10 protein-coding genes and 1 rRNA gene are annotated in these 16,637 nt (G+C 37.8%); 2 read left to right on the top strand and 9 right to left on the bottom strand.

Annotated elements, in window-relative coordinates; translation table 11 throughout:
* The 4 genes from QD47_RS26200 to QD47_RS26220 form a co-directional block, all read right to left on the bottom strand.
* A 16S ribosomal RNA gene (locus QD47_RS26200) occupies positions 1–97 on the bottom strand; the annotation flags it as partial.
* A gap of 459 nt (positions 98–556) precedes the next feature.
* Positions 557–721, bottom strand: coding sequence for a hypothetical protein (locus tag QD47_RS32695; RefSeq protein WP_200893525.1), 165 nt, complete (start codon positions 719–721; stop codon positions 557–559).
* 202 nt (positions 722–923) lie between these two features.
* Entirely contained in the window at positions 924–1,829 is a 906-nt protein-coding gene (locus QD47_RS26210) for a copper amine oxidase N-terminal domain-containing protein (RefSeq protein WP_235332369.1), read from the bottom strand.
* A gap of 1,460 nt (positions 1,830–3,289) precedes the next feature.
* On the bottom strand, positions 3,290–4,384 hold the full coding sequence (locus QD47_RS26220) for a hypothetical protein (RefSeq protein ID WP_044648874.1): 1,095 nt from the start codon (positions 4,382–4,384) through the stop codon (positions 3,290–3,292).
* Between the two features lie 798 nt (positions 4,385–5,182).
* Between QD47_RS26220 and QD47_RS26225 the strand changes: the two genes are divergently transcribed.
* Complete coding sequence (locus tag QD47_RS26225) at positions 5,183–6,082, top strand: ATP-dependent DNA ligase (RefSeq protein WP_044648875.1); 900 nt, start codon at positions 5,183–5,185, stop codon at positions 6,080–6,082.
* A 1,418-nt stretch (positions 6,083–7,500) separates the two neighbouring features.
* Here the strand turns inward: QD47_RS26225 and QD47_RS26235 are convergent.
* The gene (locus QD47_RS26235) at positions 7,501–8,382 is read right to left on the bottom strand and encodes a hypothetical protein (RefSeq protein WP_044648877.1); all 882 of its coding nucleotides are present in this window, start codon (positions 8,380–8,382) and stop codon (positions 7,501–7,503) included.
* A gap of 160 nt (positions 8,383–8,542) precedes the next feature.
* Positions 8,543–9,925, bottom strand: coding sequence for a helix-turn-helix domain-containing protein (locus QD47_RS26240; protein ID WP_044648878.1), 1,383 nt, complete (start codon positions 9,923–9,925; stop codon positions 8,543–8,545).
* A 1,887-nt stretch (positions 9,926–11,812) separates the two neighbouring features.
* Between QD47_RS26240 and QD47_RS26245 the strand changes: the two genes are divergently transcribed.
* Positions 11,813–12,280, top strand: a complete 468-nt coding sequence (locus QD47_RS26245; RefSeq protein WP_044648879.1) for a hypothetical protein — start codon at positions 11,813–11,815, stop codon at positions 12,278–12,280.
* 2,022 nt (positions 12,281–14,302) lie between these two features.
* On the opposite strand, the gene QD47_RS26255 is transcribed toward QD47_RS26245, so the two are convergent.
* The 3 genes from QD47_RS26255 to QD47_RS26265 form a co-directional block, all read right to left on the bottom strand.
* The gene (locus QD47_RS26255; RefSeq protein ID WP_044648881.1) at positions 14,303–14,560 is read right to left on the bottom strand and encodes a hypothetical protein; all 258 of its coding nucleotides are present in this window, start codon (positions 14,558–14,560) and stop codon (positions 14,303–14,305) included.
* 313 nt (positions 14,561–14,873) lie between these two features.
* Positions 14,874–15,242, bottom strand: a complete 369-nt coding sequence (locus QD47_RS26260; RefSeq protein ID WP_044648882.1) for a DUF2538 family protein — start codon at positions 15,240–15,242, stop codon at positions 14,874–14,876.
* Positions 15,243–15,650: 408 nt separating this feature from the next.
* Complete coding sequence (locus tag QD47_RS26265; protein WP_044648883.1) at positions 15,651–15,941, bottom strand: hypothetical protein; 291 nt, start codon at positions 15,939–15,941, stop codon at positions 15,651–15,653.
* Between the last annotated feature and the right edge of the window lie 696 nt (positions 15,942–16,637).

The raw sequence follows: 16,637 nt of genomic DNA on the forward strand, positions 1-16,637 counted from the left end.
GTTGTAGAAGCAAGCTTCTACAACAACCCCGCTCGACTTGCATGTATTAGGCACGCCGCCAGCGTTCGTCCTGAGCCAGGATCAAACTCTCCATTAAAGTCCAACCGAAGTCGGTTTATAGAAAAAGCGATTAGCTCATGTTGAAACTGACGAGATATAATATATCTCTTGTTTGATTTTGCAAGCAAAATCATTTACTCACTCGTTGTTCAGTTTTCAAAGATCAATCATTTCCGGCCATATCAACAACCGGACTAATAATATATCATACTTCGGCGATTCATGCTACTTGTAAATAATACCTCATGTGGTGATTCTTTAAATTTTTGAAACCTATCTAACCATTGAATCACAGCCTATCTTACGGCCGGATAAATAATATATCATTTAGGTTTGCTGATTACTACATGTAAATTACACCATTTAATAATCAACTTATCAAAATCATTTCTATTACTGTACTCCTCATACTTTCGAATTTGTTTTTCTTCATTATAAATACCGTGAATCTTTGACAGATCTACTGCATCCAAAAAATGCTTTTCATGCATAGCAGTTAGGTATTTTGTGACAATTTTTTGGGCATCTTGCTCAGATTGTTCAACAGCAGCTTGTCTCGAGCTTGCTTATAGACGTTGACTACCGTATTTAGGCCATTCATAATACCGACCAGCTTCATTGCAACATCAAAAAGCTTCAGACACAATTCAAGAGACGACACGGAAGCACCCCCCTTCGGGTAATTTCGCCGTGTCTTTCCCACCGGTTACCTTGTCCCACTAATCATAACATAAACGGGGTACACGGAAATAGAATTGAAACAGCAGAAGCACCTCGAATTCGGGGCGCTTCTGCTGTTTTTCCAAAGTCAGTCTCCATAATCACACACAAGGCTCAATTGGACAATGGGGTAGCAAGCTTAATTATTTCTTTTCCTCCTGTACATTAACAATTAAGTCTGCAAGCTGTTTAGCACTTATTACTTTATGGGATACGACTACATTCCCCTTTGTATCTATAATTCCATATTCACCTCTCATTCCAACTGATGCAGAGTTATCGTTAAAGAAAACAAGTCGTTTAGTTACAGCCGGTTGTTCCCCCCATATACTTTTTACGTCTCCCCCCAAGTATTTAGACAAAGGATTGTGTGTTCCATCCAGCTTAGGAATAGTTTTTTTCCCTTCCCAAACTAAGCTCATATAACTATTTTTTAACTCGTAATAATAAATACTGTCACTCCAAATAAAATACATCTTGGAAAAATCATTCTCTGGAAAAATATAGATGAAACTTTCTCCTTCAGGTCGATCCTTGGATACATAGAACTGAACTCTTCGCAGTTCAATAACTCCTAATCTAGCTTTTGCCAAATCACCACTTTGTATCAACTTTTGTGCATTTCGATCAGGTTTTAAAATAGCAATACCATTGTTCTTGGAGTCCCAATCTACAATAGCATTAAAATTCTCGCTAATAAATCTCAAAGGAACATAAGTAGTTCCATCTTTCATAACTGGAGGAGTGCTAAGGCTTATTTTTTTATTATTCTTTAGAGCAACGTTATTACCAACAATTAGCTGTAGACTATCGCCATCTGCTTTATCAGTCACAGTTATCGTCTTACTTCTACTATTCCAACCGACTTGGTAGCCTCCTAAAGACTCTATAACACGTACAGGTACAAAACTAGTATTGTTTATAACAACGGGACTCTTCATATCAGTAAGAAGATTGCCATCCGCGTTTAATTGAAGGGGCTTCGCCTTTGCACTAGCCATACTTTCTGAAAATATAAGGAGAACAATAATACTAAAAAAAAGCGTCATTTTCTTCAATATAATTCATCCTTTTCCGTTCTTTTATTTAACATCAGGGTGATCCTTTACACATATTCTAGGCTTCACCCACTTTTATTTTACCTATCTCTCAAGCTGATCCTTAACTGCGAACGGGTCACACGTAACCACCTTTCCCTCCGAGTACGCCTTTCTCCTTTCTCCATACGCTTGAAAAATTTCTGCCCTTTGTTGGCCACAAATATTCCCTCCAAGCTCACTCCATCCACAAAATACCGTGTGAACTTTTTTGAGTGTCTATTTGAAGGAGACAATATACAAACTCATCTAAAAAACAGCCTCATTAAAAGTAGAATAACAATTGCTTGCTTGTGATTTACTGGATTAATGAAATAAACAAACAAATAAAAAAATCGTTAAATTAACTGTACAAAAGATGCTTTTTTTGACTCCCGCCTTTTTAAACAATGTGCCATAACTGAAAATTAACAGAAAAGCACTCATAGAGACAAATAACAGCGTTATGAATAAAATTATTGCAAAGAGATTTTCTTCCCCAATAAGATCAGGAGCCGAATATTTACCCATAAAAAATCCAATATAATATATACAAGTAGACACCATCACGATTTGATAAGGGAGCAATGATGCCAAAATAAAATGAATAAGAAAACTGAGATATAAATATATTTTGTTCATTTATTTCCTTTCCGGTTGCGGTTCAGTTGGTTAAACTCTTGTATCACGTTTGTTGAGTATACTTTACCGTTGATGCTCTGCTTAAGTGAAGTATGGAAAGTGATCACACATAAAATGAGTTAACGCATCCTTCAAATTCCTATGCAGTTTAATATATTGGAACAAGATGTCCGAGGTGAGTACGATTCTAGAGTCTTCGATACTAATAGTCCAGACGATGGCTCCTCAAGATTATAACTAAATTCCCTAACGATTCCGTATGCTACACCTACCTCGTCAATCATCTTGGATTTATGAATGTATGTTCAATTTCTACGATTGAGCTTCGATACAGGTGTCGATAAAGGTCGTCTTCTATAGTGTTTCACCAAAGTAGGAGACACACCTCATCTGTTTGACACAGCGTCAACACTGGCTGACTAACGAACACATACAAATCACACGACTTCGATATTTTCTATGTTGTTCTGTGGGTTTTACGTTCCGTAAAACTTTTCTTCTCTATCTGTCAAGATATCTATCGTCCAATCTTAACCTTGTTAATCTATGTCATAAAGCGAAATTTCTTCTTTCTTATATAACCTGCACATTGAATGCTTGATTAAATTTCAGTGTACGGTAAATACCACCGCCATCTATTCTCAACCAGCTCGCCATTTTCTGTTTTATCATCATTTACACATCCTCAATATATATAGAACAAGATCAAATCCTAAAGACATTATTCGTTCAATATTCCCTAGGATTTAAATCGTCATTTTCCATCTTATATTGATGGAGCAAACAAATTATCACGATTCGTAATCATAATCTCCAGATTTCCATAGAATTTCGTTTTTTACGCCATAGTCCATAGGCTCACCGGCATCGGGAAACACAGATAGTGAACAATTGAGACATTCAGCTGCAGTAGAGTTCCACCATGCTCCCAAGAAGTTCCCTTCACGATCAATATCATGATCGCTTACAGTACTGACTAACAGTGTTTCTTCCTTACATACATAACATGTCTCAAGTTCAAGATCATGTACTGCTCCAACAATCGCTTTTGCTTTTGCATTTATATCTAATAAATCAAAATTCCACTTAGGTATTTTATAACAAGCAAAGCCATAAGACTTAAAAAAAGCAATACGTTTATAATCAATTATTCCTGGACGACCAGCAGATATGATTTCGTTTATAGGATCATACTCAGCTTCCTTGTATTTCCAGTATTTTTCCAAACCTCTATAATGAGTTATTTTCAAAACTTTAACAACCAAAGGTAAGATATTTTGAGAAATAAATTGATCTAATTCTGTGATTCTTAGAATGTATATCCCTTTATGCCAAACCTTATTTCTCAAAAGATTGAGATCTTTCAGAGTTTTTTGGTAGTCAGTAATTGTCTTTACCACAATAGGTACAAAACCCTCTGTCCTTTTGGATAAAGTACAAACTCTTTCTAAAGCTACAGCAAACTCAGCGGTGTTATCCTGTGTAATATTTACGTCTCCAATATTTAAGAGCACCTTTAATATTTCAGATGAATCTTTACCATCAAGCATTATCTTTTGTGCTAAGTTTTTATGAACCGTACTAAGAATATCCTTTAAAAATAGTTCAAAAAAATGGTGGAAATGAAATATGGTCTGCATAAATTGTTCTTGGTATTCAATATTTTCACAAAGGTTATCTATTGCGCCCATACTAATATCATATAACGGGTCAGAGGGTGGGACACTCATACTACTTATCAATCTTTTTTCACTACATATATAGTAAGTATTGAAATAAGCCTTGAGTGCTAATCTTAATGAAGCTAATGCCGCCTTAGTAACATTATCATGATTCTTTACAACTCCTGCCTGTACCCCATGGGTCTTCACATTTAGTTTAAACATCGTTTAAATAGTCTCCTTTTATCTGTTTAATTCCTAAAATACTTATAGTCGAATTTTTTAGAAATAAGTTCGTTAACAATGGGGTTTTAATGAGAATGACTTAAGTGTTTCTTACAATTGCCTGAAATTCTGATATAGTCATAAAGTTTGGGACGCTTACGAAGTGTATATCGAAAAAAAGAAGCTAATTGGCTACTGGATAACAGACAAAAGACTACCCTTTCTTATCAGCAGCTCCCAATTCCCCCTCGGTATAAGGATTGAACCAACTTGCTTCATTGTGATCTTCGAGGTTTATGTAAACAATTTCTCTCCCTTGCTCCTTCAGGAATTCAATAACTGCTCTGTAGTCGGCACCACCTTGAAATCAGCGATGGAGTTAAGTTTTTTTGCAATGGAGTCACTCCTTTAGTTTCTTCTATAAAGTGTATCATGGAGGGGAAGCATCTCAAAACAGTTTCAGGATAACTCTATAATTGAGGTCTCAACGAATAGGTATGCTCATTTAATATATTAAAATATAAAGAATGGAAGCCGCTTCATTCTCACTCATGATAGGCAAAGAAATTCTAGAAGAAGCCGAATGAGAATGATATAATTAAAAGATTATACTAGATGGAACATGGTTTACCCCCTTCTTTGAAATCTGCCGGCAGCAGAAGCTGGAGGGTATTGCAATAATTATCTACATAAGAAATATACTTAAAGGGAATTGTACATAATTCTCAATTAATCCATTGATTCCATATATCCTTTAATGCATCCCCATGATAAGTTCATTATGGAGGGTGTTGCCTGATGTTGAACCAGCCATTACAACCAATGCTGCTACATCCCTTGCAGCCAAATCAAATCAAAAAATGGAAAACCAATAGTTTGAAATGGGATGGCTTTAGATCATTGATTCATTATGACAATGGTAAAGTGCGAGCTTTTACAAGACATGGTACAGAAATTACTGCACGGTTTCCGGAATTAGCTTGTATAAAACTTCCTATTAAGACAGCGATCCTAGATGGGGAATGTATAGTATTCGACTTAACACAGTCTACGGATCAACCTCCGAAATATTGGTGGGACGATGCGATGACCAGGTTTAATACAAAAAAAGAGTCAGCAGTAAAGCAAATAGCGACAAAATTTAAGGCACATTTTCCACTGTGGGATATCTTATATTTAAATGGTACACCAATGCTGAAGAAGAGTTTTATGGAGCGCAGAGAGGCATTATCATCAGTAGTAAAAGCATCAGAGACCTTATCTGTAACTCCGCTTTATGATGATGGTAAAGATCTGTTTCTGAAAGCAAAAGAGTTAGGCTTAGAAGGAATCGTCCAATATAATCCCGAGGCTTCCATTCACTTAGATACTCGCTCTAAAAACATGGTGAAAGTAAAGGCTTACCAGTACATTACCTGTCAAATTGCCTCCACAAGGCTTATAGGCGGGTTTGCCTGGGGGTTAACCGTAAATGGTCAATATGTAGGTGTGATTGAATTCCCCCCTAACTCTGATGTTATCCGTGCGTTTAATCTCGTTTCCAAGCAGCTCATTCGTAGTGAAAATAAAGGTTGGAGGTATCTTGATCCCGTAATTAGTTGCAAAGTTAAATTTCAGTGTTTCACAAAAGATGGAAAACTACGGTCACCCAAGTTCGAGGAATTCTGTACACCTATTCCTGTGCAATCAATAATATAAAGATGCCGTTACTACGTAAGAGGTTAGATATATTTGATAATTTTTGTACACATGATCTTATATAGATACTGATTAAAAAGAAGGGTAGTAAGTATCATTTCGGCAAGCAACCACCAGTCATTTGGCAACGAGTTGTTGTGTATGAGGTTCTTCAGTTAAAGCAGCTCTCACGAGACACGTCTGCCCCGCTTGGCATATCCAGGATTCTAGGCAACAGCCGGCACGGACGATACCTTAATTAATTCATCATGTAGAGGACCAATTCTACAAGCTATGACCCGCCGCCGTTTCCTGACTGACAATATTTAATGTTGGATTCTTGATTCGCTTAAAATTTCTCCTTTAGCCCGACACCTCAGCGTGTCGTCTACCGCTGGTATAACCTACAGCTTCTATGAAGGATACAACGTAAGGTTGTATCCTCGAACATGTCGTATTCACATAATCCAATTTTTTGAAGAACCTCATCGACGGTTTTGCCATCCTCCGTCATAGAAGGATAGAAAACCCGCGACTGCCTGCTCAATCGTGTTGTATTTCTCACGCTTCTTATCCATGGAATGGTCCCCTTCGTAGGACTGGTTCCTATCCTCCGAACTCCATTTATTTTCTTCGATATAATAATTGTGGAGCCAGAAAACCCGGTTTAGTTCTTGGTACACATTGGTTACCACATACTCGACGTCAATACCCAGTTGGAAGAGTGCATCTTCGATTTCTTTGAATCTGGAAGAAATTGCTTGAAGGGCCAGCCTTCATAGTAAGGCTCCCCGCTAAAAATGTTTAGTTCCCAGATTTCTGGTTCGGGTTTTGTTCCTTTTATCTTATGAGTCCGATCTTTGATCTCGAATTTGCGAATGTTTTCCCATGTTCGAATTTTTTTGTAAATCTCTATTTGATTCAATTCACATTACCTCCCGTTTTTTTCTATACTGTACACTATCGCATGGTTTTTGGTATAAAGTCCTAAGTTGACGATAAGCTCTTGCTTGGTAATGCCAAACATCTTTCTTTCATCAACGCTTGTCTCAATATTTTGGGTAATCGCTTTGATTTTGTACATCAAATAATCGTCCGTGTGGAATTCTTTAAAGGTCTCGCTATAACGCGATCCGTCTTTAAAGATAGCATCATAGGTAAAAAAGCTCCTGTCGTTTTAAACTCGCCGCGTATTATAGGTAAAGGTAATAAACAACAAAAGCCTCCCGTTAAAGGAGGCTCCTGCGTTTTGAGGCTGAGTATGGCAAATCAATTAATTTGTAAGTACGGCAAATCTCAAAGTCAAGCCCTACGGTTTGACTTTGGTAACAAGGTGCGAACATGCCACTATAATTAAAACAAGGGTGTAAGTTTAATGATCCATTCCATGATTGTTAGTATGGATTGGAGTGGTTGAAATCGAAGCAGGTACAATTATACTACCGAGCAGAAACAATGCTACTGCCATCGTATAGAACGCCCTTTTCATTCTGTAACACCCTCTCTAAAATGTTTTTGTTTAAAGCGTCGTACTCTTCTGTCTGTTCTCTTGTTGCACGTTGCTTAAAAGAAACAAATAAGGCATTGAGTTTCTTAAATCCCGAATCGTCTCTTAGTTTATCACTTGTTCCCAATGCCTTAATGGTAATGTTTATTGCATTAACGATGTCTCCAGTTTTAAAGTAGTATAAAGCAATCAGATAAAGGTGGTCTATATAGTAACGTATACTCACGTTAGTGTCGTAATATTCTCTATCTAAGGCGTCCAACTTCTCTCGAAACTCATCTAGCACCCAATCAACATTATAATTGTAGGTTAAAGCTGATTGAAGAATAGTGATTATGCTGGGTAATAATTCCTTTTCTTCACTGTTACGAATAAATTCAACGTATTCAGCGAGTACGCTTGTGTTGCCATCAAGGAGGTCTAAGACGTATGTATTTGCTTTGGCAAGCATCTTGTAATAGATCACCTCTTTTTGTCCTTCCTTATTTAATCCCTTTATCCAGCCAAGTTCTGAATATTTTTCGATGCACTTTCGCGATTCAGCATATCTTCCCATTTTTTGCAATGCTATTCCCTTTGACATCATGCTAAAGCCAAAGTAGTAGGCTACATTCCGTTTCAAATCTGTTCCGATCTTAGGTTGTCCTTTTGCTTGTCTAACTTGATTTTCTTCATATAGATCCTTAACCGAAGAATATAATTTATCTGCAATGTTTATCATTGCATCCCACTCTTCGAAACTGTACGCCGCCCGTAACATCTCAGCCAAACTCTCTAAACCAGTTATAGAATCCAAAATCAACTTATCAAACATGAATACCTCCTGATAATATTTTTACCCATTAAAATATCATATTTGGATATTGGTCAATTTCGTACATAAGTTTGAAAATAAGCTTATCTGTGTCCTCAGCCTTTCAATATCCTTATCCATAAAGCACGATCGTGATCATGTTGGAGAAGCGTGTAATTGATCAAAAATGCAGGGCCTGCATTACTGCCTCTGCTTTTTGGCCTTTTTTTTCATACTTTAGCAACAACTCAACCATTGTTTTTTCATACAACTTCTTTTGTTCCGGCAATGATTCGTCTCGATAATCCTCATACCATGCCGCACATCTTATAATGTTAGGTACACTTGAAATTTTAATAGACCATTCCAAACTCTCTAATAGATAATTAAGCCCGTAGTGTACTCTTTCAGCCTGTAAGTAGTAAATTGCTAGTTCTGCCAAAAAACAAGTATATCTATCTGCTGAGACTTGTTGACTGAGTTTCCCCAAGGTACCTCCCTTTTCTGTATAGGCCAAGTGTCCATTAAAACGTAAAAGGATATCATCTATGTTTATCTGATATCGGTTCGCTGCTTCAACAATTTTAAACAATACCGGGAATATCTCACTTTCCCTCAGCTCCATGTAGTTTACATAATCAGGGAGCACATCCACTTCACCCGTCATTAAACGGTACAAAAATGTATTGGCGATTGCCAATTCTTTGAATTGATCAATGACCTGTTGTTCTTCATAGGCGGTCGATTTGAACCAGTCTGTATCTGCATAATGCGAAACGTAATCTAATGCCTTCACAAACTCTCCACGTTCCTCGTGCACACGCGCCTTCAATAAATATGCATATAAGATATAAAAAATGATGGGACGCTCTGGTTGCTTTTTAGATCTGAACTTATATCGTGTCATTGCTTTCTCTTTTAATTGATCAGCCAGTTCATCAACCTTAACCCAGCAGTGCAGTGATCCAAAAACATTGGCTAGATTTTTAAAGGCATCCAATTGCTCTACTTCATCCAGTCGGTTTACAAAAGGTTCAAACCGGATCGCGGTTTGGAGGTTTATATTCTGGTTGTCTCCTATACCAATAGTAAATAACCGATACTGACAAATGGCCAACCGCTCAGAATACTGAAAAAGTTCGCCTTCGGCCACACATTCATACAGCAACTTGGCAGCAGCTCGATGTTCACATTCAAACCATTCTTCTGCTGTATCAAACAACAATGGCATGTACAGAAGCTTGTCCTTTAAAAACTGAACTAATCGCTGGATGCAGTCCAACTTATCCAATTCTGCACAACGATGTAACAGTGGCCTGATTCGCCTCCAATGCAGAGATTCTTCGATGTAATTGTCTATGTATAAATCATAATAATACCCTTCATCTAGGCCCATGCCCATTGTGATTTGGTCAAGATAATGGACAGAAATTGGCCTCCGTCCACGAATCAAATAACTGATTGTTCCCTGATTAAGACCAGTAAGTTTAGCGAAATCACATAGCGTGATGGACTCTCTTTTCAAGTAAACTTCTAGTTCTTCGCGAATCGTTGCAAGTTCCAAATAAAAATCACCCTTTCAAAAAATATATGCAATTAGTATTTCTTACATACAAGTATAACAATGATCCTATCGAATTCTAGCCCTTTTTGATACTTATATTTCTATTTTTTTTAATAACATCCATCTTTGTTCCGCTTTAAAGGAAGTATGTGGCTGCTCGGTCATTTCGTCGAGAATCATATAAAGATTTTTTTTACTCATTTCCGCTTCATCCATTCGACCTTTGTCATAACTTTTTGCTCTTTAGCTTTCATATATATCTTCCTTATCCGCCAAGCTAATCCGTATCTACCTGCTTTTCATACGCACTTTCGTTGCTTGCCATCCAAACAGACGCAACGATTTTGTCCTGGTCCGAATTTTTTTCAGAAGCAATTATCTTTTCAAAATTATACTTGTGTTTAGAAAGGGACAGCCTAATTTCGATTTTCTCATCCTTGCTGAAGATGAATTCCCCCAGCAGTTCGATTAATAAACCGGCTAGTTGTAATCCGTTAATCTTCTCAATTCCCCAGCAAGAATGATCCAGTTAATGTTATCCTCTGGATCTCTGAATTTCGTATCAAATTCAAGTTTGTTCAGCCTTTCACGAATAGGCTCGGTGAATGAAGAAACAAATCAACTTTGCTATTAACTGTTCAAATGCATTGTTTATGTGAAACCCCTCCTAAAATTGTATTCATGAGCCTGCGTAATGGTATCGCTAGCCGGTATGCAAAATTATACTTTGTTCCAGTTGCTCTCAACCCTTTTACTAGACCAGCATTTTGCGATACGCCCCCTTTCAGAATAATAGTAGCAACCCGTTCAACTAACAGATACATCTCTTTCAATTGCTTTCGAAGATTGCGAGATTCTTCAATTTCTGCGTTAAACAAGTTAAATTAACGCGTAGCCTCTGCCTAACTCAATTTGTCTGAATCAACCAAGGACTTCAACCGTAATATTCATCCATTTCTACTGTTTCGTAAGTCCAGCTAGCTTCTTACTCTATAGAAGATTGCATCCATTCCCACTCTTCTTTGATCTGAATATATTATAAATCAGTTAAATCCAGTAGATTGAAGAAGTAACAGATTTGGCCTCAAGCTTATATACTCGAATTATGGAGCCTTAGGCACTGGCATAGACGAGTCGGGATGCAGTGCTATTTTGGAAAGATGATAAAATGGTGGAAGGTGCCCGATCAGTTTGTTTTAATTTCTCGGCTTGAAGATTGACCTTTTTCCTGATGTGGTATTTATGTTTTTGAGGCGATATGATGCAAGAAAAAAAATATTTCACTATTATGAATTTTTCATATAGTGAAATATTCGTTTTAGACAACTGTTTGCTTTCTTTATTATTCCTATTGTAAATTATCTTAGAGATATTTCGAGCTCGGGTACTTTTAGGCAGAAATACTTTAGCATCAAAAAAATAGAATAGGAAGAATTTTAACGAATTTTAACGTACATATTCCCATCCTTTTTGAGGCAGGGATCTTTTAATAACAAAAACATTAAACGAAGCAAATCCTACTATTTTTTAGTCTGAATATATCAACTTCATCTTTAACACTTTAAATATACTGAATTTTTTTATTGTCCTGCAACGATAGTAGGAACACCCTATCGTTCTAAAAAAGAGTACTATAAGATCAGTAGCTATCTGCTTATCTTATAAGATCCGCACGGACTCCCAAACGATTCTGCCGAGAATACCCAAGATACGTAACCGCAGGGGGTTGTGTTGGAACAAACTGAGGTTATGGCAGGCTGGCTTGAGTCAAATGTGCTCTTACAATACTCTTTAGGGTATAATTAGGAGCAAGCGTTTATTTTGCAAAAGGATTATGATATAGTTTTTTCAGTGGTTGGAGATTCACAAAACAAGGGAGGTCACATAATGATCGAAGCGGAAATGGATATAAAAATGACAACCAAAAAAGTGATTGAAAGCCTGCTATCCGATAATCCAGCACTTTCAATTTCGACGGATGAAGAATTTTATTTCCTATACGGACAAATTACTTGGCACTTGATGGATGTTCTGGGAAGAGGAGGTCGGAAGGGTTTTAATCAATCACAACATCTTTCCTTGCGTCAGCGGTGGCAGGCTATTCTTTCAACTGCTCGAAACTCTAAGGCTCAAAAGTCGGCAGTGAATCGCTTTATTACTGAATTTCCACAGCTGATTGATTTAGAGAATAGGCAGTTACGCAATGGGCTGGCTATGTTCTTTGGGTATGCTCCTGAAAAACCAGTTAATACTTTTGGTAGTAGATATTATGTGTATGGGGTTACTTGTTCCAGCCTTTTTGTGAAAGATGCTACACAATTTTCTGATTTCAAGATAGATTTTATGCTGGATTAGGGGAGCTTACAGAAACTTAATCGTAACATACGATGTATTGAAAACCCATCCGAACCTGTATTTACCAATTCAACCATAACATACGATGTATTGAAATAAGCGCTCAGCAAGAAAAGCAATTCTAACTATTAACCATAACATGCGATGTATTATACCAAACAACTCTTATGCCGATATCTTATATCTGTTCGGGTGTATAATCTATGAAAATCATATAAGCTCGTTGTAACAAATGTATACTTTATTTCGAAGTTTGGTTATCATGTAAGTTAGTTTTCGAAAGAAATGTCTTGAGTTCCCTTTTAGGTAAGAACACTCATTATTTAAGCATATGCTAACAAATCAAAAGTATATTTCTAGAGGTGGCGAACATGTTTTTTTTAGGACGGGAAGCGATTTTCCAAACACTTCGCTTAAGTCTACTTGGTATATGAATTTCCTTTGAGACTGTTTTATGAAAATATGCTCTCCATGTCCAAGCTTAATAAAAACCTATCAATACATACTCTTACCCACAATTTTACCAGAACTCGGTTTACCGTGTTTAGACTTAATCGGTTCAGCGATGAGGTTGAAGCCCAGAAACTTGATCGGGTTTGATCTCATGTCTCTCTACCGTCTTCTCGTCTTATAGCTCCAGTTTCAGCTCCTTTAACAGTCGAATAGCCTCTTTCTCAGTGGAGACTTGGAAAACCGAGTCTTCCGTGTATCGGGTCAGGAAGCATTCACCGAATCCCGCTATTTTCTGGCAGCGTCACGCCGAGAATTCTCGTGTTCGCGGGAAGGGATTTGCCAACATCTTGCAATCACCCAGTCTAAGTCGTTTAGTTAGATGTTCACGAGCAATGGAGATAGAATACCGCCCTGCGGCGTACCCTTCTCGGAGTGTTCAAGCTTCTCTTCATCCAGTACCCCGGACTTCAACATTTTCTTGATGATCGCAAGGATACGTTTGTCGATAATTCCGATGTTCCAGAGTTTCTTGATGAGCAGGCCGTGGTTGATATTATCAAACTAACCTTTGATGTCTCTCTCGATGACCCAAGGTGTTCGGTTAGCTTGATAGGTCACACTGCGAATTGCATGTTTGGTCGCTCTGTTCAGTCTAAAACCGTAGGAGTGTTCGAAGAACCGGGCTTCTGCGAATGTCTCGAATACGATTGGGATGCATTCCTGGATGATGCGATCAATAACGGTCGGAATACCGAACGGTCACAACTTTCATTTTGCTTTTCAATAAAATATCGGCGAACTAGGGATCGGCAAGCCTATCTCTTTTACTTTTCCTAACCAAGCACATCTATGTTTCTAAACATAGATGTGCTTGGCTCCCTACTACGACGCCTCTGCCAGTCAATCAGCTTCACAGAACCCTAATTCTCCACTGACTTACCTTCCACGTACCGAATTCGTCTTTTACTTTTGTTGCAGTCTTTAGGTGGACACTATACACCGGAGAACCCAGCCTCGGTTTGAACTTAAGTTGTGCCGAGGACTTCTGCATTTCATTTCAGAAATGCGGAGGAAGGAACCCATACGAAATTCGTTCCCCTTTCTCATTTGTAATGGGCATTTGCTTTCCCATTCAATCCTGATGATGCTTACATGTCTTCGATTCTCTCACCATAGACTACAGGAGGCCCGCGCTATCGGGATCTTCTTCCTTGTTCAACTTCCGATTTTGACGAATTAGTTCTTCTGCTAATCTTCTAGCAGCGTTGGTTTTCGCTGTGTACCTGACTGAGGCTCCCAGTTTTCCAAAACGTGGCGAACCATACGATGGATTGAAATACGAAGTTCGTCATCCTTCTAAGAGATAAAAAGCACCAGGGGAAACTCAAAAACTATTACACGTAAGTTTTGAAGACATCATGCTACCATATGTGGGATCTCAAGACTGGGCATAACCAACTGAATGAATAGAATATCTCTTTTCCTCAGCACTCTGCGTTTCCATACAGGCTTGTAAATCCATTTCTAAGAATAGCCAATCAGAGTCCTTTAAAGAAAAGCACCCTTTTATCACTTTTGATAATCAATGAGCACATGATAAGGATCGAACGTTTCTGAGGAGATCATAAACAAACCGGAAGCTGAGATTACATCCCCGTCCTGAGAAATCACTTGATATTCTGCTGGTAACGTAATATACATCGTATCTGCTCTACTAATAAACACAGTTTCAGGTACAATAATAAGCTTCTTTCCTTCTCGTTTAACTTGCACAGCAGCATATGGCTTATGCAAACTCTTAGAAAAATGACCTTGCAGCGGGTGCATCAGAACACATCCTCTCTCGATTAAACGTCGACAAATAATGTAACACAATAAAAGTAAACATGGAGAAAAAATCTAGTTATACTAGGAATGAAGAGATACCATGGAACTTATATAAAGGAAACATGTCAGAAACGGAACACTTACCACACATTGGGACTCAAGATGCATCCGGTGGCCTTCAGGGTTTTAAGTCGTTTATACCACTGTCTGTTCAACAAAGGATGATACATGTTTCTCAGTAGATGTGGGTGGTAAATTTCCCTATTGTTTGGTCCATAAGGCTACTCAATTCATCTTAGTAATCAAACGGTGTTCATTGAAATTCTCCTCTAATTTTACAAGCCTGAATGAATATTTCAAAGTGAATCTTATCCCAATGTTCGAGTCCTCGATTCAAGGGAAAAGGTTCACTATTGTACATATGATTTGCAGCAATAACAAGTTGTTTATACGGATCATCCATAAAAAAAAGGGCGTTTGTAGGCATAATTTGCCCATTCTCGTATTTCCAAGCCCAATCAAACGGAAACTCTACATTGTAGTTTTCTGGGATTCTTTTTAATACTTCCGGTAAAGCTAAGACATAACAAGCCACTTCATATTCAATGTTGGGTAAACTGCTTTCATAAAATTTTAAAAGTGATTCGTAATTCTTTCTATGGGCCTCATTTATATAGAACATTCTATACTTCCTCCCCAAAAAGGTGGAATACACTTGTAGTTTAATAATTCTCTTCCGGACCAGCATATTATGCCATAAATTCAACAAACTCGAAATCTCTCTTTCAAGCTGCTCATTCTGATCCACTTTAGTGAAGATTCTAGTTCAGATGATCACCTCTGCAGCAGCCTCCTGATCCGGAATACGCGGCGAAAATCTCGTTCGTTACTAGAGCGTAGTCAGCTTGTCAGGACTGCTCTTCCTGCACGAGGAGCTCCAAGCACTGAGGAAAGCACTTACTGTGCCGAGATACGGTTGGTTGGGGGGCCATTCCGAGTATGTTGGCCAGCGTCAGAAATTTCGGCACGCGGCACAAATATTGAACCGATCAGTGATATAATAGTATTTTTTACCATTGTTCAGATAGTGTCAAATTGACTGCTCAATATATTTTGATTTAAATAAGACCTTGTATCCCTCCGAATGAGCCTCACATAAGAAATTAATCCCGTATTGAAGTTGTTCGATCTTATCCGCTATATTAGGATTTCCTTCGTCTAACGCTTTTTCGAATGCATTCTCTAAGTATTTTGCTAGATCCCACAATTCATCGACCTCTATCCCAACTTGTTCTAAAACAGCGTGAATTTGTTCATCGTCTCCAGTTACTACATTGTATTTACTAAACCCATCAATAATTTTCTGGAATTTTACAGTCATAATTCTTACCTTCTTACGTCCTAATATTTATATTCATCCGGTGTTCATGTCGAACGTTTTTTACACGTTTTAGAAGATCTATTTTTATTTTTTCGATAACTTCATTTGTATAAACACTCTGCATTTGATCCCAAAGCTCACCGAAAATCCAAATCTCTCTAAATTCATTATTTTCATGATAAAACCACCATATGAATTCTATTATAGCATCTTCGTTACCAGCAAGAACCGCTCTTGAGCCCGATATAGGGGTTACCGTTTCCGTTTGAAATAGAACCTCCATTTTGATTTGCGTGATTAGTTTATCATCATATTCCGTAGTAACTCAAAAGGCACGTGCTGCACTCTTCTCAAGGTTTCCCCCGCATGATCGCCATACTTCGCTTCATTCGCTTCTCCTCCGTCTTTTTATCCTATGCCAGGATCACTAAGCTCAATCACTGAACCGGCTTTGGATGGTACCTTCGCTTGCTTGTATATGCTTGGTTTTAAGTGTCACGAGAAAATCTCCGACAATGTCTAAGATCAACACTGGAGCGGTGTACTCTTTGAACTTGAGAAGCAGCAATTGTTAGTTGTATCCATCTGTGCAACGAATTTTGACATAGGAAGTTTTTTTTGGCAAGTGCATTTAATAAATAGCATTTGAGATTTTATAAAAGATATTAAATACCTTTGCAAGTTCTATTAAAATCC

The sequence above is a fragment of the Paenibacillus terrae genome (assembly GCF_000943545.1).
In the GTDB taxonomy this organism is placed as follows: domain Bacteria; phylum Bacillota; class Bacilli; order Paenibacillales; family Paenibacillaceae; genus Paenibacillus; species Paenibacillus terrae_A.

Bases quoted from the DNA above. Each gene is read 5' to 3' on its own strand.
- QD47_RS26245 (WP_044648879.1), top strand. From the start codon at position 11,813: ATGATCGAAGCGGAAATGGATATAAAAATGACAACCAAAAAAGTGATT.
- QD47_RS26255 (WP_044648881.1), bottom strand. From the start codon at position 14,560: ATGCACCCGCTGCAAGGTCATTTTTCTAAGAGTTTGCATAAGCCATAT.
- QD47_RS26220 (WP_044648874.1), bottom strand. From the start codon at position 4,384: ATGTTTAAACTAAATGTGAAGACCCATGGGGTACAGGCAGGAGTTGTA.
- QD47_RS26210 (WP_235332369.1), bottom strand. From the start codon at position 1,829: ATGACGCTTTTTTTTAGTATTATTGTTCTCCTTATATTTTCAGAAAGT.
- QD47_RS26235 (WP_044648877.1), bottom strand. From the start codon at position 8,382: ATGTTTGATAAGTTGATTTTGGATTCTATAACTGGTTTAGAGAGTTTG.
- QD47_RS26260 (WP_044648882.1), bottom strand. From the start codon at position 15,242: ATGTTCTATATAAATGAGGCCCATAGAAAGAATTACGAATCACTTTTA.
- QD47_RS26265 (WP_044648883.1), bottom strand. From the start codon at position 15,941: ATGACTGTAAAATTCCAGAAAATTATTGATGGGTTTAGTAAATACAAT.
- QD47_RS26225 (WP_044648875.1), top strand. From the start codon at position 5,183: ATGTTGAACCAGCCATTACAACCAATGCTGCTACATCCCTTGCAGCCA.